Annotated in this window: 23 protein-coding genes; 20 read left to right on the top strand and 3 right to left on the bottom strand. The window is 38.5% G+C overall.

Annotation, left to right across the window (positions count from 1 at the left end; translation table 11 throughout):
- The first annotated feature begins 8 nt into the window (after positions 1-8).
- The 6 genes from tatC (at position 9) to JFU50_RS21060 (ending at position 4,707) form a co-directional block, all read left to right on the top strand.
- Positions 9-761, top strand: a complete 753-nt coding sequence (gene tatC / locus JFU50_RS21035; RefSeq protein WP_201185438.1) for a twin-arginine translocase subunit TatC — start codon at positions 9-11, stop codon at positions 759-761.
- 155 nt (positions 762-916) lie between these two features.
- Positions 917-1,162 (top strand): DUF2535 family protein, encoded by a 246-nt coding sequence (locus JFU50_RS21040; protein WP_223305482.1) that lies wholly within the window; start codon positions 917-919, stop codon positions 1,160-1,162.
- A gap of 224 nt (positions 1,163-1,386) precedes the next feature.
- Complete coding sequence (locus JFU50_RS21045) at positions 1,387-2,229, top strand: DegV family protein (protein WP_201223947.1); 843 nt, start codon at positions 1,387-1,389, stop codon at positions 2,227-2,229.
- A gap of 165 nt (positions 2,230-2,394) precedes the next feature.
- The gene (locus JFU50_RS21050; protein WP_116820621.1) at positions 2,395-2,985 is read left to right on the top strand and encodes an SCO family protein; all 591 of its coding nucleotides are present in this window, start codon (positions 2,395-2,397) and stop codon (positions 2,983-2,985) included.
- A gap of 298 nt (positions 2,986-3,283) precedes the next feature.
- Positions 3,284-4,126, top strand: a complete 843-nt coding sequence (locus JFU50_RS21055) for an SGNH/GDSL hydrolase family protein (protein ID WP_201185436.1) — start codon at positions 3,284-3,286, stop codon at positions 4,124-4,126.
- Positions 4,123-4,707 carry a YpmS family protein gene (locus tag JFU50_RS21060; protein ID WP_053346618.1) on the top strand — a complete coding sequence of 195 codons (585 nt, stop codon included), beginning with the start codon at positions 4,123-4,125 and terminating at the stop codon, positions 4,705-4,707. Before JFU50_RS21055 ends, JFU50_RS21060 begins: the two co-directional genes overlap by 4 nt.
- A 55-nt stretch (positions 4,708-4,762) precedes the next feature.
- On the opposite strand, the gene JFU50_RS21065 is transcribed toward JFU50_RS21060, so the two are convergent.
- Positions 4,763-5,506, bottom strand: a complete 744-nt coding sequence (locus JFU50_RS21065) for a DUF4397 domain-containing protein (RefSeq protein ID WP_201223949.1) — start codon at positions 5,504-5,506, stop codon at positions 4,763-4,765.
- Positions 5,507-5,748: 242 nt separating this feature from the next.
- Here JFU50_RS21065 and msrA point away from each other — a divergent pair, with 242 nt between their 5' ends.
- Together msrA and msrB are read left to right on the top strand one after the other, a co-directional pair.
- Positions 5,749-6,240 carry a peptide-methionine (S)-S-oxide reductase MsrA gene (msrA, locus tag JFU50_RS21070; RefSeq protein WP_397443435.1) on the top strand — a complete coding sequence of 164 codons (492 nt, stop codon included), beginning with the start codon at positions 5,749-5,751 and terminating at the stop codon, positions 6,238-6,240.
- Positions 6,230-6,658, top strand: a complete 429-nt coding sequence (gene msrB / locus JFU50_RS21075) for a peptide-methionine (R)-S-oxide reductase MsrB (RefSeq protein WP_201185431.1) — start codon at positions 6,230-6,232, stop codon at positions 6,656-6,658. The genes msrA and msrB overlap by 11 nt, the downstream gene beginning before the upstream one ends.
- Before the next feature lie 46 nt (positions 6,659-6,704).
- On the opposite strand, the gene JFU50_RS21080 is transcribed toward msrB, so the two are convergent.
- A complete protein-coding gene (locus JFU50_RS21080; RefSeq protein ID WP_201223951.1) occupies positions 6,705-7,805 on the bottom strand; it encodes an SGNH/GDSL hydrolase family protein in 1,101 nt (366 codons plus the stop codon).
- A 314-nt stretch (positions 7,806-8,119) separates the two neighbouring features.
- Here JFU50_RS21080 and JFU50_RS21085 point away from each other — a divergent pair, with 314 nt between their 5' ends.
- The 11 genes from JFU50_RS21085 (at position 8,120) to JFU50_RS21135 (ending at position 18,554) form a co-directional block, all read left to right on the top strand.
- Positions 8,120-8,260, top strand: a complete 141-nt coding sequence (locus tag JFU50_RS21085; protein ID WP_201223953.1) for a YjcZ family sporulation protein — start codon at positions 8,120-8,122, stop codon at positions 8,258-8,260.
- 327 nt (positions 8,261-8,587) lie between these two features.
- Positions 8,588-9,562 carry a S66 family peptidase gene (locus tag JFU50_RS21090; RefSeq protein WP_201223955.1) on the top strand — a complete coding sequence of 325 codons (975 nt, stop codon included), beginning with the start codon at positions 8,588-8,590 and terminating at the stop codon, positions 9,560-9,562.
- Between the two features lie 261 nt (positions 9,563-9,823).
- Positions 9,824-10,153: a hypothetical protein gene (locus JFU50_RS21095; RefSeq protein WP_057216807.1), complete on the top strand. Its 330-nt coding sequence runs from the start codon at positions 9,824-9,826 to the stop codon at positions 10,151-10,153.
- Positions 10,154-10,352: 199 nt separating this feature from the next.
- Positions 10,353-11,705, top strand: a complete 1,353-nt coding sequence (locus JFU50_RS21100) for an aspartate aminotransferase family protein (protein WP_201223957.1) — start codon at positions 10,353-10,355, stop codon at positions 11,703-11,705.
- A gap of 17 nt (positions 11,706-11,722) precedes the next feature.
- Entirely contained in the window at positions 11,723-12,436 is a 714-nt protein-coding gene (locus tag JFU50_RS21105) for a CoA transferase subunit A (RefSeq protein WP_201223959.1), read from the top strand.
- Positions 12,403-13,068, top strand: a complete 666-nt coding sequence (locus JFU50_RS21110) for a 3-oxoacid CoA-transferase subunit B (protein ID WP_057216799.1) — start codon at positions 12,403-12,405, stop codon at positions 13,066-13,068. Before JFU50_RS21105 ends, JFU50_RS21110 begins: the two co-directional genes overlap by 34 nt.
- A gap of 17 nt (positions 13,069-13,085) precedes the next feature.
- A complete protein-coding gene (locus JFU50_RS21115) occupies positions 13,086-14,351 on the top strand; it encodes a peptidase (RefSeq protein WP_242489069.1) in 1,266 nt (421 codons plus the stop codon).
- An 80-nt stretch (positions 14,352-14,431) separates the two neighbouring features.
- A complete protein-coding gene (gene ablB, locus JFU50_RS21120) occupies positions 14,432-15,280 on the top strand; it encodes a putative beta-lysine N-acetyltransferase (protein ID WP_201223963.1) in 849 nt (282 codons plus the stop codon).
- An 84-nt stretch (positions 15,281-15,364) separates the two neighbouring features.
- Positions 15,365-16,747, top strand: a complete 1,383-nt coding sequence (locus tag JFU50_RS21125; protein ID WP_201223965.1) for a sigma-54 interaction domain-containing protein — start codon at positions 15,365-15,367, stop codon at positions 16,745-16,747.
- A 120-nt stretch (positions 16,748-16,867) separates the two neighbouring features.
- Positions 16,868-18,271 (top strand): lysine 2,3-aminomutase, encoded by a 1,404-nt coding sequence (gene kamA, locus JFU50_RS21130; protein WP_201223967.1) that lies wholly within the window; start codon positions 16,868-16,870, stop codon positions 18,269-18,271.
- Between the two features lies 1 nt (position 18,272).
- Positions 18,273-18,554 (top strand): YokU family protein, encoded by a 282-nt coding sequence (locus JFU50_RS21135; protein WP_201223970.1) that lies wholly within the window; start codon positions 18,273-18,275, stop codon positions 18,552-18,554.
- 112 nt (positions 18,555-18,666) lie between these two features.
- On the opposite strand, the gene JFU50_RS21140 is transcribed toward JFU50_RS21135, so the two are convergent.
- Entirely contained in the window at positions 18,667-18,816 is a 150-nt protein-coding gene (locus tag JFU50_RS21140; protein WP_201223972.1) for a hypothetical protein, read from the bottom strand.
- Between the two features lie 104 nt (positions 18,817-18,920).
- Between JFU50_RS21140 and qoxA the strand changes: the two genes are divergently transcribed.
- A complete protein-coding gene (qoxA, locus tag JFU50_RS21145) occupies positions 18,921-19,862 on the top strand; it encodes a cytochrome aa3 quinol oxidase subunit II (protein ID WP_201223974.1) in 942 nt (313 codons plus the stop codon).
- The last annotated feature ends 29 nt before the right edge of the window (positions 19,863-19,891 follow it).

A 19,891-nucleotide genomic window follows, 5' to 3' on the forward strand; every position in this document is an offset into this window, starting at 1 on the left:
GATCAACTTTGGAAGATAAAGAATTAAATATCATCGATCATCTCGATGAATTGAGAAAACGGCTTATCATTACGGCTGTTGCTTTTTTCATCTTTTTTATCGTCAGTTTTATTTATGTTAAAGATATCTATAATTGGTTTGTGAAGGATCTTGATTTCGACTTAATGGTATTAGGACCGAGTGATATTATCTGGATTTACTTTATGCTTTCAGGAGTTGTAGCCATTGCCACAACGATTCCGATAATTGCTCTGCAAATCTGGTTATTTGTTAAACCGGCTTTGATGCCAAATGAAGTAAGAGCCACGCTTGCCTATATACCTGCTCTCTTCATACTTTTTATCGGAGGACTTGCTTTTGGTTATTTTGTCATCTTCCCAACCGTTCTTCAATTTTTGATTGAATTGGGCGATGATATGTTCATAACCAACTTTACAGCGGATAAGTATTTTTCATTCGTCTTGAATATGACACTTCCTTTTGCTGTTTTATTTGAGCTCCCTGTAGTTACCATGTTTTTGACCTCAATTGGTGTAATTAACCCATACGTGCTTCAAAAATTAAGGAAGTATGCTTATTTTGTACTTGTGGTTATAGCGGTTTGTATTACGCCACCTGATTTTATGTCAGACTTTTTGGTTATGGTTCCTCTATTGTTATTATATGAAATCAGTATTTCACTATCTAAAATAGTGTATAAACGTAAGGTGAAGCGAGAAAGTTTACTTGAAGAAACCTTTAATAACGAGGAAGATTTATAAAAAAATGACCCATGAAGGCATTATGCCCTTGTGGGTCATTTTGTAATTTAAAAAATGCTGGGGCTTGTCAGTTTTTTATACATATGAATATTTATACTTTTGGGTTTATTGTGTATAATATAAGCAATCGGTTAAAAATGAGGATTGATAATTTGATGTTCAAATGCTTGGAATTCAAAGATTGTTTTGGACATAAGGTCACAATTTCAGAAATTCCTGTTTTATTGCCTAGTGATCCGAATTTTTTTATGTTGACCGTGCGTTTGGAAGTGTTTGTAAAACGAGTTTTTGATAATAAAGATCATAAAGAAAATTACTCATTTAAGCATTATTTAGCATCAGTACTTAAACGGCCTGTTTATCACAAGATTTTTTATGAGAATTTACTTAATAATGCTTAATGTGGACTGTTCCATAGCTAACTTCTCCTATAAAAGAGATGCCTCTAATTCCATGTAATATCGAATAAGCGGCGTGTGGTTAGTTGGCTTATGGGATGGTCTTTTTTTGTGTAATCATTTAGAATTAAATGTATTCTTTAACATAGAAAATGAATAGTTTAGTTTGAATGCGTTCTTTGAGTAGGTATAATACAATAGATATGTTAATTTAGGGATGTGTAATGATGAATAAAGTAAAGATAGTAACAGACTCAACAGTAGATATGACACCAGAAGAACTAGAATATTATGATATAACAATGGTTCCTCTATCAATCTATATTGATGGAGAGACTTTTTTGGATAAGGTTGAAATAGAACAGGAAGAATTCTTGATAAGAATGAATCTGTCTAAAGAACTTCCAAAAAGCTCTCAACCAGCAGTAGGAACCTTTGTGGAGGTATATGATGAACTTGGGAAAGACGGTAGTGAGATTATTTCTATTCATATGACTGGTGGTATGAGTGGAACAGTCCGCTCAGCGGAGAGCGCGGCTAGTGTGTCTGATGCAAAAGTTACCGTTTTAGACTCTAAATTCATTTCAAAGGCCATGTCATTTCAGGTTATTGAGGCAGCAAAAATGGCGAAAGAAGGGAAATCTTCTGAAGAGATAATTGAACGCCTAGAAAACATTAAAAAGCAGTCAAGTTTAATCATTGTCATTGAAACTCTTGATAACCTTGTGAAGGGTGGAAGAATTGGTAAAGTTTCTGCGTTTATCGGTTCCCTATTGCACATCAAGCCGATTGCTCTTCTTGACGATGGTGTACTGAATCCTGTGTCCAAAGCTAGAAGCCAGTCACAGGTTGTGAAATATATTGTCAAGAAATTCAAGGAAGATACACACGGAAAAACAATTAAAAGCATTGGGTTTGTTCATGCAAACGGTTTTGAAATTGCGGATAAAGTTCGTAAATCCATATCAGAATTATCAGGTTTTCACGATATAAAGATAGAGGCAACTACTGCTGTAGTCAGTACCCATACAGGTGAAGGCGCCATGGCTATTATGTATTATTGGGACTGATTTCTTATAGAAAAGCAGTTACCGAAGTTATGTGTATGATTTGAGCTATTTCATTGTTCAATAAATTGTCTTTAGATTGTAGAAAGAGTTACTTTTCTCACACCACTTGGTCTGGTAGAATAAATGAAGTAACAGAATATTTTATACATAAAGGACGGGGTAGGGATGAGAATGCTGCATTTGCTTAAGGCAGCTATAGGCACAACGGTATTATTGCTGTTAACAGCATGCGGTTCAAGCGGAGTACCTGATGCGAAAAACTGGGACCTTGAAAATTTCAGTTACATAGATCAGGAAGGGGAACCCTTTTCAAAAAGTGACCTTAAAGGAAAGGTTTGGGTCACGGACTTTATCTTTACAAGTTGTGAGGATGTATGTTTGCCAATGACTTCAAATATGTCTAAACTTCAACAAATGTTGAAGGACGAAGGCATCTCAGATGTAGAGTTTGTTTCCTTTTCAGTGGATCCAGAGATTGACAAACCCGATGTATTAAAAAAGTTTGGAGATCAATTTAATGTAGACTACGGAAACTGGCACTTCCTAACTGGCTATGGTCAAGAAGAAATCGAGCAGTTTGCATTGGAGAACTTTAAAACACTTGTTAAGAAACCTGAAAATGAGGACCAGGTTATCCATCAGACTAGCTTTTTTCTAGTGGATCAGGATGGGAAGATTATTCAAGAATACACAGGTTTGCAGGATATTCCATTTGATGAAATCATCAAACATATTAAAATTTTACAGAATTATTGAACAGGTTAAATTACCTGTTCTTTCTGTTTTTATAGTTTTAAAATGAAAATAAAGGGAAAAGTCCATTATCCTATAGTCAAATAGTTGTAAATCGTTTATGAACGAAACAGCAGAAGTGAAGAATGATTTTACATGCTAAGTACATGCTAAAATTTATAGGACTAGCTTTTAATCCCTGCTTTTTTTCATAGTATATAGTAACTATTGCTTTAGCAAAGAGTAGAATAGAAAGAGGGTATATTGTTTGCAATCTTTCGTTTTCTACATGATATAATATATGGGTAGGAAGGTGAGGATCATGTGGTACAAAATCACCTGTCTTTTCATATGCCTAGTTTGGATTTCAGGTTGCAGTCAAAGTGAAACTGTTTCAAATCAGTCATCAGTTCAGCAAAAGAGCGTCATTGAACTGAGTGAAAAGGAAACCATTCCAGCCAGCTTTTTTCCGGATCCTGTTCAAATTGTTTCCATCGGTGATTCCTTGACCCAAGGTGTCGGGGATAGCAAAGATAATGGCGGCTATCTGCCTTATTTACAAAATAAGCTGGAAAAAGAACCATCCATTATTTCTGTAGAGATGATTAATCATGGCATTCGGGGAAATCGGACCGATCAACTTTTAAAAAGATTGGATAAGGCAGAAATTCAAGACGACATTGAACAAGCCGACTCCATAGTTGTCACAATCGGTGGAAATGATATCATGAAGGTATTTAAACAGAATTTTTCCAACTTGGAACTGAATCAGTTTGATTCAGCAAAAATAGGATATGAAAAAAGATTAAGACAGATACTTGATAAGGTGCGCTCTGAAAATGATCACGCCCAGATTTACCTTGTGGGTGTATATAATCCATTTTCAAAATGGTTTGCCGATTTTTATGAACTTGATATGATCATGAATGATTGGAATGAAAGCGGGAAAGAGATTATCAAGGAATATGATTCAGCATATTTTATCGAGATAGATGATATTTTTAAAAACTCTGAAGAAGACTTGCTGTATGCTGAGGATTATTTTCATCCGAATGATCGCGGGTATGAGCTAATTGCAACAAGAATCTATAATAACATGGAAATTACCACTATTGGAAAGGACACGTTAGAAGCTAGTGCCAAAGGAGATGATGACCAAGAATGACAAAAGTCAAATGGAAGGCTTTGTTTATTTCTTTATTAGCCCTAAACATCCTGGTCATCCTGTTCGTCCTGATTTTAGTTAATCTTCCGGCTAAAGATAAAGAGCTGATACCAAAAGTAAGTTACGAAGAGGATATACAATTTCAGATTCATACGAATCGGGAAGACCTGACTCGATTAATCAACCAGTATCTTGATAAAGAAGGATTGACAGGATCTATTCATTATGAAGTTTTTTTAACGGATGAAGTCGAGCTGTATGGAACAATGCCATTTTTTAATCGTGAAGTTGAAATGAAATTAACGTTTGAACCAATTGCTCAAAAGAATGGTGATTTGATCTTAAAGCAAAAGTCTGTTGCTGTTGGACAGATGAATCTTCCGGTTTCATATGTCATGAGTTTAATTAACGATCGGTATAATATGCCGGAGTGGGTCAGTATTCGCCCCAACGACGAAAGTATTTATGTATCACTGCAGGATATGGAACTTAAAAGCGACATTAGGGTAAAGGCAAAAGAATTTGATTTGAAAAATGATGATATTTCATTTTTATTGACCATCCCGTCTTCGCTGCAGTGAATTAAGAATAAATGGGTAAAAAACCAGGATCAAGGTATCCAGGTTTTTTACTCATTTATGGAGTTAATGTAAGTGTTTCTAATGCAGGTTGATCTTGATTCAATCCGATTATATAAATAGTTGAGGAGGTATCTGCTTGGAAATCTGTGTTGGGTAATGAGAGTGCAACATCTTTTGTACCAGCGGTTCTCACTTCAAAATCAACTTTCATAGGGTATAGATTTAAATATTCGCTTACTTTACGAAACGGAAGGTTTGCAAACACGACATCTCCATCTTTTACGGCAATATCGACTGAAGGTGTATCATATGATAGATGGATAAATCGTACCTTGGCTTCATTTTGAGGAACAAATGGATTATCTTCTAAAGTTAACATTTTCAACGATTCATTTGCCCCAGCGGCAGCGACTGTAAATGATTTTCCACTTTCGAGCCCGACCTTCCGGCTCAATATGGTTGAAGTGGTTTGCCCAGTAGGGTATATATCGATTTGATACATTCCAGGGGGTAATGATAAATAACCACTGTTACCTTTATATACAAAGTTCTTGAGAATGCGCATTTCATTTACATATACATCGATAGCTGGAGACTTTGGGGCAGCGTGTAGAATTCTTACATATGAGGGTGCTACTGTATTTCTTTGTTCATATCTCATGGGTTGTGTTGCTTTTTCGAGACTTTTTAAGTGCTTATGATAATAATAATCATGCAGATGTGGATTGCTGTATTTATAGTAAGAGGATAGTAAATCATAAGCTAAGGCTTTTTGTAAAAATGATTGTTTATCGCTCAAATTCCTTCACCTCTCATTTTATTCATTATGAACCCATCATATGGAAGTATGCTTGGGCATGTGTCAAACCTAACTTGAAGTGGTGAGACAGCATATATTAATCATTTTGAACGGCAAAATATTTTACAGGGCAAAATAAAAGCGTTAAAATGCATTCAATGGAACGTTTGCATAAAAGGAGGATATTTCATTTGACTAAGCAATTAGAGAAAGCAACATTCGCAGGCGGCTGTTTCTGGTGTATGGTAAAGCCATTCGATGAGCAGCCTGGTATCGAATCAGTTATCTCAGGCTATACAGGGGGTACAAAGGAAAATCCTACTTACAAAGAGGTTTGTTCTGAAACCACGGGACATTATGAGGCTGTTCAGATTACTTTTGATCCGAGTGTATATCCTTATGAAAAATTAATCGAATTGTTTTGGCAGCAAATTGACCCAACTGATCCAGGAGGACAATTTTATGACCGTGGCAGTTCCTATCAAACGGCGATTTTTTATCATGACGAAAATCAACGCGAAATTGCTGAAGCTTCCAAAGTAAAACTGCAGGAGAGCGGCAAATTTTCCAAATCAATTGTTACTCCGATTATTCCTGCCCAAACGTTTTATCAGGCTGAGACGTATCACCAGCATTATTATAGAAAGCAACCTGAGCATTACGAAAGGTATTCGATTGGGTCAGGACGTAAATCATTTTTACAACATCATTGGGGGGAAAAAGATGAACAGTAAAGAAGAATTAAAGCAGAAACTTTCACCAATTCAATATGAAGTCACTCAAAATAATGGGACAGAACCAGCTTTTCATAATGAATATTGGAACTTGAAGGAAGCGGGACTATATGTAGACGTCGTTTCCGGCAACCCTCTATTTACTTCAAAGGAAAAGTTTGATTCTAGCTGTGGATGGCCAAGCTTCACTAAACCGCTAGTGGAAGAAGAAGTGGTAGAAAATCTAGATACTAGCTACGGTATGAGAAGGATTGAAGTGCGCTCAAAAACTGCCGATTCTCATCTTGGTCATGTTTTCAATGATGGACCCGGACCATCTGGATTACGTTATTGCATCAATTCTGCCTCGTTAAAGTTCATTCCGGTCCAAGATCTTGAAAAAGAAGGATACGGGGAATATAAGAAGTTGTTTGATTAATTAGAAAACCCTATCACTGGATGATAGGGTTTTTTTATCTGCTTTACTAGTGGTTTATATCATCGCTGATGATCGATGATATACGTACATATGGTAATGCGGTCGGATCGCTTGCCATTGTTCTTCCGGTTACTTCAAAACGGACCGTGTGTGAACCGGGAGAAAGTCCATTGGTGATAAACAAATATCTTTCTCGTGCAAAGGGCCACCATGTATTTAAAGATGTGATATTATTTCCATCGATAATTACAGCCACTTCCCCGCCATCAGGGCTTCTAAGTAGTTTCACACCAAGAATACTCCCTTTGAAATTGTATTCAATCAGGCTCCCTTTTGCATTACTTGTAAAGTAGTCTCCTCTTGGACGGAAACCGATCATCTTTTCATAGTTGTCAACTTCTGATAAATCTAATTCAGAACCGGCGTGAAGCTTGGAGGGAAGGCTTGCTATTGGCTTCTCCTGTTTTAAATTATCAAGAAATTGTTCATAAATTGCATTAGCATAAAATTGATAGCCTAGTCCATTTGGATGTATTAAGTCTTTAGTCAGCTGTTTTTCAGTATAGCCTGAAGTCTGAAAAATTGGCCGCATATCTACATTAGTAGCCCCATAATGTTTAGATAATAGTTCGATAGCTGATGCAAATTCCTCATATTTCAAGCTGCTTTCCGTTATTGTAAACATTTCTGCATTAGGATGGAGACGCTTCGCCTTCCTGATTAACGCCTCATACGTCATGATGAAATCGTCTACCTTCATGTATTTGCGGTCATTCTCGCCGAATACGATAAAAATTAAATCTTTATGGTCATGTTTCTTTCTTTGGGAGAGCTTAAAGAGGCCTTCAAAAGCAGTGGAGCCGCTTTGGACCACATAATCCCCGTGAAAAGGAATATCGTTGACGTCATTCATCTTGTTTTCTAGCTGTTTGAACCATGTTAAATTAGGATTTTCGGCTCCAGAGCCTCTTCCAATACTGTCACCAACAACAAGGTATTGAATCGGCTGGCCGGATTGAAATTTTTGATAAACATTTAATGAATCATCTGATCCATAGGTTTTAGGAACTTTTTGAAGGATATAGCTGATAAGAAGAATCGTGGCAATTGCAGCGAAAGGGATGAAGGGTTTTGCGTTCTTTTTCAATGTAGTTCCCCCGAATTAACATTTTATTTATCTAAATAGGTAAGAGATAGCTTAAAGACTTAAAGAGGCTAAGAATGGTTTTTTCCTTATTATATCCCAATTTGAAACTTACACAATAAGTACTAGGCGATTTTTTGACATTTTTCGCGGTTGCCCTTGGCTGTTCACCTAATATGATTTATAAAGATGAAAGCAATAATTGGAAAGTTTTTTCTTAAATCTAGAAAAATAGGCTAATGCACAGACCAAGGCGGGCTTAATGACATATGGTAAGGTGTAAAGAGAAATCAGAAATCAAGAAGGAGTGAAACTTAATGTACGGATATGGTGGATATGGCGGAGGATATGGTTATGGTGGTGGTCGCGGTGGCGGTTGCGGTTTTGGTTCAGGTTTCGCGTTAATCGTTGTATTGTTCATTCTGCTGATTATCATCGGTGCTTCATTCTGTTGCTAACAAAAGAAAAAACTAAAAGACCAGTAAATGCTGGTCTTTTCTTTATGTTAGTAATTTAAAGGAATAAATCCTATTTAAATACTTACTTTCTCAGACCAGTGTCTGGGGGCTGGATTGCCCGTAAAATTATCGAAAAAAACCAACTGAAAAATATCGAAGAACCGGTTTTTAGCTGGTGAAAGAAAATAACCAGGAATCCTAGTTATTTTTCTTTGGAATAAACTATGAAATAATACGAATGCATGTTCTTAAGTGTCCTGGTTTTTCTTTATTCAGCATATCTGCTAAAATAACGAAAGATATAATTATTTTAGGGGGAAAAAAGATATGAAACCTTCTCGTTTAAAAGCTGGCGATGAAATCCGGATTATTGCACCTTCGAGAAGTCTGGCGATTGTCAAAGGGGAACAACGCAGGCTGGCAGAAGAAAGATTAATGGAGCTTGGATTTAAAGTGACATATGGTAATACGGCTTTGGTCCATGACGACTTTTTCTCGAATTCAATTGAAGATCGAATTGAGGATTTACATGATGCGTTTCGGGACCCAAATGTAAAGGGAATCTTTACGGCTATTGGCGGTTATAATGCCAACCAATTACTACGATATATTGACTACGATTTGATTAAAGAAAATCCAAAAGTGTTGATGGGATATAGTGATATAACGGCTATCTTATTGGCAATTTATAAAAAAACAGGCTTAACTACATACCCTGGTCCTCATTTCTCGACGTTCGGCATGAAGGCTGGGCTGGAATATACAATGGAATACTTTAAAAAAGCAGTTCTCCAGGTTGATGACTTTTATCTTGAACCAAGTGAAACGTGGAGTGATGATTCATGGCATTTAGAACAGGAAGATCGCACTTTCCATACAAATTTAGGATATATGGTCATTCAGGAAGGGGAAGCGACAGGGACAATCATTGGAGGCAACCTTTGTACAATCAATCTTTTACAGGGTACAGAGTATATGCCTTCTTTAAAGGATAGTATCCTGTTTATAGAAGATGATGAAGAAAGCCATCCATTCAGTTTTGACCGAGATTTACAGTCATTGCTTCAATTGCCAGATGCAAGCGGAATAAAAGGAATTGTCATAGGCCGTTTCCAAAAGGAATCCGGGATGACTGATTATGCGTTGCAGGAAATTATTTCAACAAAGAAAGAAATAAATGGTATACCTGTCATCGCGAATGCTAACTTTGGACATGTTCATCCATTTGTAACGGTCCCGGTAGGTGCAAAAGCAGTGATGAATGTGAAAAACGGAAAAGTAACTGTTAATGTCCTTTCATAAAAAAACTAGAGATAAGACGCCGTTCAAAAGTGGACGGTGTTTTAAGTTATTTTGGATGTGGTCTGGTAATTCCCTATATTATGAATATATTTCTACTTGCCTGAAGCTATGTTTTCTGGTTGATTTTAGGAGTAATACCTCTTGTCAGCGCTGAATATCTTATTATTTTACAAGCATTATTAGGGAATATGAGGCTAATTGTTCAAATTCTATGTTTTTCTGATATAATACTAAGAGATTTAAAATAGAAAAGGTGATTATGTGTTATTAACAATTCCCGCATCCATCCGTTTAGAAGGGGCTTTGGCCGAATATAATAAAAAAGGCCGTGTAAGCCATACTTGTTTCGTTTGTAACGAAGACACTTCAAATGGGGATGCAAGTAACTTGAACTACTATAAGTTAGGTACTAAAAAAGTTTGTCATTCATGCATGAAACATGTTTTGCGTCATCCATCTTTAAAAGAGTATGAATATGTACATACCTCAGTTATTGATAAAACTGCTTTTTATAAAAATGTGCTGGCTGTTTTAAAGGATGAAAATTTTTTAGAGTCAATTCGTCAAGAAAAGCTAAATAGCGCATTGTAAGAAAAAAGTGTATCTCTTGTGGATACACTTTTTTTTTGTACCCTATTAAGTCACTCCTTATAATGACCCATCTCAAAAATCTAAAAGAATTTTTTGATGTTTACAAGCTTAGGTCAATTTCCTTAGCAAGATTCCCTGAATCAGGACATACACTTTACTATAATGCTAGTTTGTTTCCAGAGAAGGAGAGTGTGGGCATATGGAGCAGTCTTCATTGATCAAGCCGGTCCTAGGAGGAGCCTACCCGACTATCAGTCATGGTGAGGGAGTATTTTTATACGATAAAGAAGGAAAGAACTACCTGGATGCTTCATCCGGTGCTGTTACTGCTAACATCGGTCATGGTGTTCAGGAAATTATTGATGCGATGAAAAAACAGGCTAATCAGGTTTCATTTGTGTATCGTTCACAGTTTACGAGTGAACCAGCGGAGAAACTCGCCAAAAAAATTGCTGAACTAACAAAAGGGGAACTGAATTATAGCTTTTTTGTAAATAGCGGATCCGAAGCGACCGAAACTGCCTTGAAAATTGCCATTCAGCACTGGCAGGAAAAAGGGAAACCTAAGAAACATAAAATTATATCCAGATGGATGAGCTACCACGGCATCACGATGGGGGCTCTTTCGATGTCGGGCCACCCTATTCGCCGTGAACGGTTTACCGCTATGCTTGAATCATATCCTTCCGTTTCTCCTCCATATTGCTACCGCTGCCCACTTCAACTTGATCCCCATACGTGCGGAATGGCCTGTGCTAAGGAATTGGAAGCAACAATTAGACGCATTGGTGGTGACAATATTGCCGCTTTTATTGCTGAGCCTGTCATTGGCGCAGCCGGGGGAGCTATTGTTCCACCGGATGGTTATTTTAAAAAACTCAAGAAAATTTGTGAAGAACATGACATTTTATTCATTGCCGATGAAGTTATGACTGGATTCGGTCGGACCGGTAAGATGCTTGCTTCCGAATATTGGGATGTAGAACCTGATATCGTAACATTCGGAAAGGGAATGAGTGGGGGGTATACTCCTATAGCTGCCGCTGTAATGACGAGAAAAGTGATGGAGCCAATCATGAGTGGCTCTCAGTCGATTATCGGAGGGCATACACTTAGCGCCAATCCATTATCATGTGCGGTATCGTTAGCGGTGTTAGAATATGTAGAAAAAAACAATCTCGTTGAAAAATCAGCCGACAGAGGGAAAAACTTAATTAGAGGACTGAAGAGGTTAGGAGAGAAGTATTCCTTTATCGGAGACATCCGTGGAAGGGGTTTATTGATTGGTATGGAATTTGTCCAGGATAAATCGACAAAGTCTCCGCTTCCAAAGGTTGTCGACGTGACTAATGAAATCATTAAATTGGGAATGAAAAATGGAATCCTATTGTACCCTGCAGCAGCGGGTCTAGATGGTGTAACCGGGGCTGCAATTATCATATCTCCTCCTTTAACGATTTCGGAGGATGAGTGTGCAGAATTGTTAATGAGGCTCGATATAACACTCCGACAATTTAATGAGCAGATCCTACCGGGTCATCTGTCATCCTAACAAGGAAGTGAGTTAGTATGTTAGAAAATTCATTTCAGAAAATTTGCCGTTTTGAGGATGTTCTACATCTCTTTAAAGATAATCAGTCTATTCTTTTTGGAGGGTTCGGTGGCATCGGTACCCCGCCGGGATTGATCAATTTAATTTTGGAATCAGGTATTAAAAATTTAACCTTAATCGGAAATGACACTGGTTTTCCAGAAATAGGGGTCGGGAAACTGGTCACACAGCGGCGTGCGAAAAAAATCATCGTTTCTCATATTGGTTCTAACCCAAATGCGGGCCTATTTATGAACAATGGTGAGCTGGAAGTAGAGTTCTCACCGCAAGGGACGCTTGTCGAACGCATCCGGGCAGGTGGGATGGGTCTTGGTGGGATATTGACCGACATTGGCCTGGACGTCGATATAGTCCGTGACGGAAAACAAACCATAAGGCTGGGTGAGAAAAATTATCTAGTGGAACCTGCGTTGACTGCAGATATCGCAATTGTTTATGCAGAAAAGGCAGATCCTTATGGAAATCTAATATTTGATAAAAGTGCTCGGAATACGAATCCGCTCGTAGCAACTGCCGGACAAATCACCATAGTCGAGGCAGTGCAAATCGTCCCACTTGGCGCTTTGAATCCGGAAGACATTATTGTTCCGGGTGCATTTGTGGATTATATCATTCCATCAAAAGGAGTCGATTGGAAATGGGTTTGGGAACCAAAGTCAGAAATCGATTAGCGAAACGAGCCGCAGCAGAAATAAGCAATGGCATGCTGGTCAATTTGGGAATTGGCATACCATCCCTTGTGCCGAATCATCTTTTGAATGATCATCGAGTTATGTTTCATGCTGAAAATGGGCTTGTTGGAATCGGAAGTTCTCCAAAAAAGGGGAAGGAAGATCCGCATCTCTGTAATGCTGGAGGTCTTCCCATTACCATTAGAGAAGGAGCTTCATACTGTGACAGTACGATCGCATTTGGAATGATACGCCGGGGCAGGGTGGATATCACGATTCTTGGAGCACTTCAAGTAAGCGAATTAGGCGACTTGGCTAATTGGAATGTGCCAGGAAAAAGAGTACCAGGGATGGGTGGGGCGATGGAACTTGCGGCAAAGGCCAAAAAGGTCATCGTATTAATGGAGCATACTGATAAAATAGGCATGTCTAAATTAGTAAAAGAATGTACGTTACCATTAACGGCTAAAGAATGCGTACATATGATTATCACGGAGCTTGGCGTATTTTCTGTGACGCCCGAAGGCCTCTTATTAACTGATTTATTTGAAAATTCTAGTATCGAGGAAATCAGGAATCAAACCGAAGCCTCGTTTACAGTCTCTAAAAATATCCATATTTTAAAAGAATGAGAGAGGAGAATGGTGATATGTATGAAGAGAAAATCAGCACTTGGTTGAATGAACATCGAACGAATGGAATTAGGCTGTTACAAAAACTGGTACAGGAACCGAGCAAGCGAGGCCAAGAGGGGAGTGCGCAAGCAATTGTAGTTGAAAAGTGCAGACAGCTTGGTCTCGAAATAGATTTATGGGAGATTGGGGATGAAAAATTAAGAAATCATCCCCATTTTTACTGTGATCGTAAAGATTTTAAAGGAAACCCCAACCTTGTTGCGATTAAAAGAGGAATCGGCAACGGCAAATCTCTTATTTTAAATGGTCATATTGATGTGGTTCCCGAGGGAGATCATACTGCTTGGCACGATGACCCATATAGCGGCATGGCAAAAGACGGAAAAGTGTTTGGGCGTGGAACGACTGATATGAAAGGTGGCAATGTTTCTTTATTATTAGCACTCGAGGCAATTATTGAATCTGGTATACAATTGAAGGGGGATGTTATTTTCCAAAGTGTGATTGAAGAAGAAAGCGGAGGTGCAGGTACACTTGCGGCAGTCTTGCGAGGATACCGGGCTGATGGGGCAATCATTCCTGAGCCAACTAATATGAAACTATTTCCACTTCAACAAGGATCGATGTGGTTTCGGCTTATAGTCAAAGGTAAGTCGGCACATGGAGGTACAAGATATGAAGGGGTAAGTGCAATAGATAAAGCAATTAGTGTAATGCTAGAAATCAAGAAGCTTGAACAAGAACGAAACGAGTCACTTCGTCATTCTCTCTATAAAAATGTAACAATTCCAATTCCGATTAATATTGGGAGTATTCAAAGTGGGAATTGGCCTTCTTCTGTTCCGGATACAGCCGTACTAGAAGGCCGGTTTGGGATTGCCCCCACGGAAACAATGGAAGCGGCACAACGCTCGCTGATGCAGTGTATTGAGGCTTTAAACCAGACTGATGCATGGTTCAAAGAGAAGCCCATTGAATTAGAATGGTTTGGGGCTAGATGGTTGCCTGGCAGTCTCGAACTTGAGCATCCATTGATGAAAACACTAGGTGCATACTATGAAAAAGTGATGGGTGAACAGCCGCTTGTTGAAGCCTCCCCCTGGGCGACGGATGGAGGGTATCTTTCATCAGTGGGATCGACTCCTGTAGTTGTCTTCGGACCGGGGGAAACGAAGTTGGCTCATGATTCTAATGAATATATAGAAGTGGATAAAATGATGGACGTTGCAAAAATCATCGCTTTAACTATAATCGAATGGTGTGGAGTGGAAGAGGAATAATAAGTTTCTCACGGGTCTGATTCTCATAGGGTCAGGCCTTTTGTTACAATAATTTGATTGATAGGAAAGGAGCAAGTTAGATGGAGACAGGAATTATTGAAAAAAAAATTCAAAAACCGCGTTGCACATTACATATTACAATCGACCGGTTTAATAAGCGGGTCCTTGTGGAAGATTATCTCGGTCACTTTCAAGATTGCGTAGAAGAATCTTTGAAGGTGGCTGAGAACATATCAGCAGAGAAAATCATTTTTAAGACACGAAAGGAAAACGTTCAAGAATTACTAGTTCAAGGCTTTTTATATGAAGGAAGTATAGATAAGTACTTTTTAGGAAGCGATTGCTTCTTCCTTGTTAAATATAACAAGAATGAACGTAGAAACAGTGAAAACTGGGAAAAGGAGGATCAAATCCTTGCCGGTGTACAGACTCTCCCGTTAAAAGCCGCTTTAGATGCTCCGCCAGCAGCCTACCATTGTCGTAAAGCAGATGAATCCGATGCTATTCAGCTGGCACAATTGTATGGAAAGGTGTTTGAAATATACCCCACTCCGATGAATGATCCGGAATATGTGAAAAAGTGCATGAAAAGCGGAACAGTTTTTTATATTTACGCCCATAATGATAAAATCGTTAGTGCTGCCTCAGCAGAAATCGATGCCTTCTACCATAACGCTGAAATCACTGATTGTGCGACACTGCCCGAACACCGGCAGTACGGCTTAATGAAGCATTTGATTGCTAAACTTGAAGACCACCTTGTCTCACATGAAATTTATTGTATCTATTCCATTGCCCGATCACTGTCATTCGGTATGAATGCGGCCCTGCACCAGCATGATTACGCATACCGCGGGCGATTAGCCAATAACTGTTACATCTTCGATAAACTTGAGGACATGAATCTGTGGGTGAAAAATTATACATGAGTGCTCATTTTCAGGCAGGTTTATGACAAGTTTTTGGCATTTCCTCATATATATTAAGTAAGGACGTATTAGAGGAGGTGGACCTTGCCTAGTGAATTTTTTAATACAAGTGAAGTATTAGAAGCGATACTTGAAACCATTGATGAGGGCATTCATGTGATTGATCCAAAGGGACAAACCATCTTTTATAATGGAGTGGCAGCCAATCATGATGGAATGAAAGTAGGGGAAGTACTCGGGAAACCATTACTTGAAGCCTTCCCTTCGTTAAATCACAAATCTTCTACATTACTGAGAGTTATTAAGTCTGAAAAGCCCATTTATAATTACAGTCAATCGTATGTAAATGCACATGGTAGGATCATTGAAACGTTAAATACAACGCTCCCCATTTATGTAGATGGGTTTATAGTTGGTGCCATAGAAATAGCGAAGGATTATTCGAGTTTGAAGCAGTTATCTGAACGGTTAGCTGACCTGGAAAGCTCGCTCAAGACAATGAAAGGTCCTGAAAAAAAAGAGGAAGTGAATGGTAATTTATATACGTTTAACGATATTTTAACCAGTGATACTGAATTCAGAAACATAATTTCACTAGGGAAAAAGGCTGCCCGTTCCTCTTCCTCTGTATTAGTTTATGGAGAAAGCGGTGTAGGAAAAGAACTTTTTGTTCAAAGTATCCATAAGGATTCTAACCGCCGAAAAGAACCGTTCATCGCACAAAATTGTGCGGCCTTACCAGAAAATTTATTAGAATCTCTTTTATTCGGTACCGCTAAAGGCAGTTACACAGGTGCAGTGGATCGCCAGGGCTTATTTGAATTGGCCAATGGTGGCACCTTGTTTTTGGATGAATTACAATCGATGCCGATTGACCTGCAGGCAAAGTTGCTGCGGGTGCTTGAAGATGGGTTTATTAGGAGGATAGGTGCCGCAAAGAATGTCCAAGTGGATGTAAGAATTATGGCAGCGATGAATATAGATCCGAAAAAAGCCGTTACGGAAAACAAGTTACGAGCAGATTTATTTTACCGATTACATGTATTAAGCTATGAGCTGCCTCCGCTAAGAGAGCGCCCTGAAGATATATTATTCCTTACTAATCATTTTATTTTATTCTATAACAAGAAATTAGGACTTCCCATAGAGGGAATTGATGAGAAGACAAAGGTTTTCTTACAGAATTATCATTGGCCAGGGAATGTTAGAGAGCTTAAGCATACGATTGAATTCATGATGAATCATACAGAAAAAGATATATTAACACTTGAAGATTTGCCGCAGTTTTTAAAAAAACGTCCCACTTCAAAAGAAAAAATACTTCCACTGCGTCAGGCAATGATGGAAATGGAGACGAAATTGATCACCGAGGCTCTTCTTCAAACAGGAGGCAATGTCTTTCAGGCCTCGAAGTTATTGAAGATTCCACGGCAGACCCTGCAATATAAAATGAAAAAACATACTTGAATGTTTAAAATTCGGATGGACCATGTAATCCGGATTTTTTTATGGGCATATGTAGTTTTTGGTTAATTTTGGCATCCTTCTTGCATTAAATACTACTATCAAGACTCAGGAGGTATTACCATGTTATTTGACTTATATAAGCCCGAGCGTAATTGGAAAGATATAGAGCTATGGAAAGATGTAACCGATGAACAATGGAACAACTGGCTGTGGCAGCTTACGAATACTATCCGAACTGTGGAGGATTTGAAAAAAGTTATAGACTTGACTCCTGATGAAGAGGAAGGTGTCAGGATCTCTACGAAAACCATCCCATTAAATATTACCCCCTATTATGCTTCGTTGATGAATAAGGATGACCCAAGGTGTCCAATCAGAATGCAATCTGTCCCAATCTCAGAAGAAATGCATAAAACCAAATATGACATGGAGGACCCGCTTCATGAAGATGAAGATTCACCAGTACCGGGATTGACTCACAGATATCCTGATCGCGTCCTTTTTTTGGTCACGAATCAGTGCTCCATGTACTGCCGCTATTGTACGAGAAGACGCTTTTCAGGACAAATAGGTATGGGAGTACCAAAAAAACAATTAGACGCTGCAATCGGCTATATTCGTGATACACCAGCAGTCCGAGATGTTCTTATTTCCGGCGGTGACGGATTATTGATTAATGACACCATCCTGGAATATATTTTAAAAAACTTAAGGGAAATCCCCCACGTTGAAATAATCAGGATAGGTACGAGAGCTCCAGTTGTATTCCCTCAACGAATCACAGAAAATTTGTGTGCAATTTTAAAAAAGTATCATCCAATTTGGTTAAATACGCACTTCAATACATCTATAGAAATTACCGAAGAATCAAAGAAAGCGTGTGAGATGCTAGCAGATGCAGGTGTACCGGTAGGCAACCAGGCTGTTATTCTAGCCGGTATAAATGATAGTGTTGCGATCATGAAAAAGCTGATGCACGACCTCGTTAAGATTCGTGTCCGTCCTTACTACATTTATCAGTGCGACCTATCCGAAGGAATTGGTCATTTCCGAGCCCCGATATCTAAGGGGATTGAAATTATTGAAGGCTTACGCGGTCATACGTCTGGATATGCTGTCCCGACTTTCGTTGTAGATGCACCAGGGGGTGGAGGGAAAATTACATTACAACCGAACTATATCCTTTCACAATCACCGACAAAAACAGTGCTACGTAATTTTGAAGGAGTAATTACCACTTATCCCGAACCTGAGCATTACACACCAGGACTTGCAGATGATTATTTCAAAGGCATATATCCTGATATGGAAGAAAAACGGTCAGATATAGGAATAGCTGGTTTGATGAATGACAAGCAATTTAATTTAGTGCCTGAAGGGCTGAAACGAATGAATCGCCGTGAAAATTACGTTACCAACCCGGAGCATGCTTCATTAAAAAATCAACGTGAAAAGCGAGATCAGTTAAAAGAAAAGAAATTCCAGGCACAGCAAAAAAAGAGCACTCCAAAGGGGGAAGAATAGCATGGAAACTTGTCCATGGTGTGAGATAGGAAAACTTACACCGGTAACTGGTACGGTCTATTGGGAATTACCAGATGGAACGCGAGCCGTTGAAATTACTGAAACTCCTTCTTCCCATTGTGAGAATTGTAAAGCTCTTTTTCAGAGTGATGAAATTGTAAAAGGAATTGAAGATCAGCTATTTTTAATTGATTCGAAACAGCTTGCAAAACAGACCAAGTATGATGAGTTATTGAAGATGAAGAGATTATTGAAGCGGAATTACTTTGATTTTGGGAAATAACAAAATGATTAGAAGTTGCCTCATCTACTTTTTTGGGTGAGGTTTTTCTGTGCGCCCGGCGGTGTGGTCTATAGGGTGTACATCTCGAACGGTGAAGGCATTAGTAGCGGCCTCATTTTAAATTTTCATCTTCACTACCCTTACTTTGACCAATAGGAATAAAAAAATCCATGCAGTATCTCCTCACATATTCAAATTCCTTTTCATAGCAAATAGGTATTTGGATTACCTGTTTCTCTGAACATTCCCCAAATGAATTCATTCATATTCATCCCGCCTATAAATGTGATTGTGAGAAATTACCATTCTTAATAAACATTTTTTGGGATAACTTAGAAATGAAATCTTAAAAGAAAGGATACATATATGAAAACAAAATGGGTTCTATTAGCCATTCTTTCTACCATAGTCAATGTGCTTTCTGGATGTGAATCATTAGCGGTCTTAGATCCTAAAGGACCTCAAGCCCAAACGCAAGCCAATGTGATTTGGCTATCAATTGCGATCATGGCGGTTATTGTTATTGTTGTTTGTGCTATTTTAGTCTTTGTGTTAACGAAATACCGTGACTCTAAACTACCTAAAGAATATGAACCACCCTACATTGAAGGGAATCATGTTGTTGAAACGATTATTGTTGGGGTGCCAATTTTAATCGTCATTTTCTTCTCCGTTGTTTCTGTAATTTCCAACAATAAAGTGGAAGCCACTCCGGAAGGGTACAAAGGTCAAGATCCATTAGTTATTTACGCTTCGTCATCTGACTGGAAGTGGCATTTTAGTTATCCAGAAAACGATATCGAGACAGTAAACTACTTGTATATTCCAACAAATCGACCACTTGAATTTAAACTTTATTCATTCGGGCCTATCACGAGTTTCTGGATTCCACAACTTGGCGGTCAAAAATATGCCATGTCTAACATGGTGACCACATTACACTTAGCAGCGGACGAATCAGGGGAAATGATGGGACGAAATGCAAACTTTAGTGGGAAAGGATTCGCTGAAAATACGTTTCACGTCGAAGCGATGTCTCAAGATAAGTTTGATGAATGGGTAAAGGAAGTTAAAGAAACTGCGAAACCTATTACTGAAGTAAGATTCAATGAATTATTAAAACCGGGTCATGAGGGACAGTTAACGTTTACTGGAACTCATTTAGACTTCTCACCAGCTCCAGAAGGTGAAAATGCTGGACATCATCATGGCTCAAGTGACTCTAACACGAATTCAAAAGGTGAACATATGGAGCATGATCATAAGTCAAGTAATAGTAAAGAAAAATCAGCACACAATCATGAATAATTTCTTAGTCTATCTCAAGAAAAATATTT

Source organism: Peribacillus sp. TH14, from assembly GCF_016651145.1.
Classification (GTDB): Bacteria; Bacillota; Bacilli; order Bacillales; family DSM-1321; genus Peribacillus; species Peribacillus butanolivorans.

Bases quoted from the DNA above. Each gene is read 5' to 3' on its own strand.
- JFU50_RS21090 (WP_201223955.1), top strand. From the start codon at position 8,588: ATGAAACCTTCTCGTTTAAAAGCTGGCGATGAAATCCGGATTATTGCA.
- JFU50_RS21045 (WP_201223947.1), top strand. From the start codon at position 1,387: ATGAATAAAGTAAAGATAGTAACAGACTCAACAGTAGATATGACACCA.
- JFU50_RS21040 (WP_223305482.1), top strand. From the start codon at position 917: ATGTTCAAATGCTTGGAATTCAAAGATTGTTTTGGACATAAGGTCACA.
- qoxA (WP_201223974.1), top strand. From the start codon at position 18,921: ATGAAAACAAAATGGGTTCTATTAGCCATTCTTTCTACCATAGTCAAT.
- JFU50_RS21110 (WP_057216799.1), top strand. From the start codon at position 12,403: ATGGGTTTGGGAACCAAAGTCAGAAATCGATTAGCGAAACGAGCCGCA.
- JFU50_RS21055 (WP_201185436.1), top strand. From the start codon at position 3,284: ATGTGGTACAAAATCACCTGTCTTTTCATATGCCTAGTTTGGATTTCA.
- JFU50_RS21135 (WP_201223970.1), top strand. From the start codon at position 18,273: ATGGAAACTTGTCCATGGTGTGAGATAGGAAAACTTACACCGGTAACT.
- JFU50_RS21050 (WP_116820621.1), top strand. From the start codon at position 2,395: ATGAGAATGCTGCATTTGCTTAAGGCAGCTATAGGCACAACGGTATTA.
- JFU50_RS21115 (WP_242489069.1), top strand. From the start codon at position 13,086: ATGTATGAAGAGAAAATCAGCACTTGGTTGAATGAACATCGAACGAAT.
- msrA (WP_397443435.1), top strand. From the start codon at position 5,749: ATGGTAAAGCCATTCGATGAGCAGCCTGGTATCGAATCAGTTATCTCA.
- ablB (WP_201223963.1), top strand. From the start codon at position 14,432: ATGGAGACAGGAATTATTGAAAAAAAAATTCAAAAACCGCGTTGCACA.
- JFU50_RS21140 (WP_201223972.1), bottom strand. From the start codon at position 18,816: ATGAATTCATTTGGGGAATGTTCAGAGAAACAGGTAATCCAAATACCT.
- JFU50_RS21105 (WP_201223959.1), top strand. From the start codon at position 11,723: ATGTTAGAAAATTCATTTCAGAAAATTTGCCGTTTTGAGGATGTTCTA.
- kamA (WP_201223967.1), top strand. From the start codon at position 16,868: ATGTTATTTGACTTATATAAGCCCGAGCGTAATTGGAAAGATATAGAG.
- JFU50_RS21100 (WP_201223957.1), top strand. From the start codon at position 10,353: ATGGAGCAGTCTTCATTGATCAAGCCGGTCCTAGGAGGAGCCTACCCG.
- JFU50_RS21085 (WP_201223953.1), top strand. From the start codon at position 8,120: ATGTACGGATATGGTGGATATGGCGGAGGATATGGTTATGGTGGTGGT.
- JFU50_RS21060 (WP_053346618.1), top strand. From the start codon at position 4,123: ATGACAAAAGTCAAATGGAAGGCTTTGTTTATTTCTTTATTAGCCCTA.
- msrB (WP_201185431.1), top strand. From the start codon at position 6,230: ATGAACAGTAAAGAAGAATTAAAGCAGAAACTTTCACCAATTCAATAT.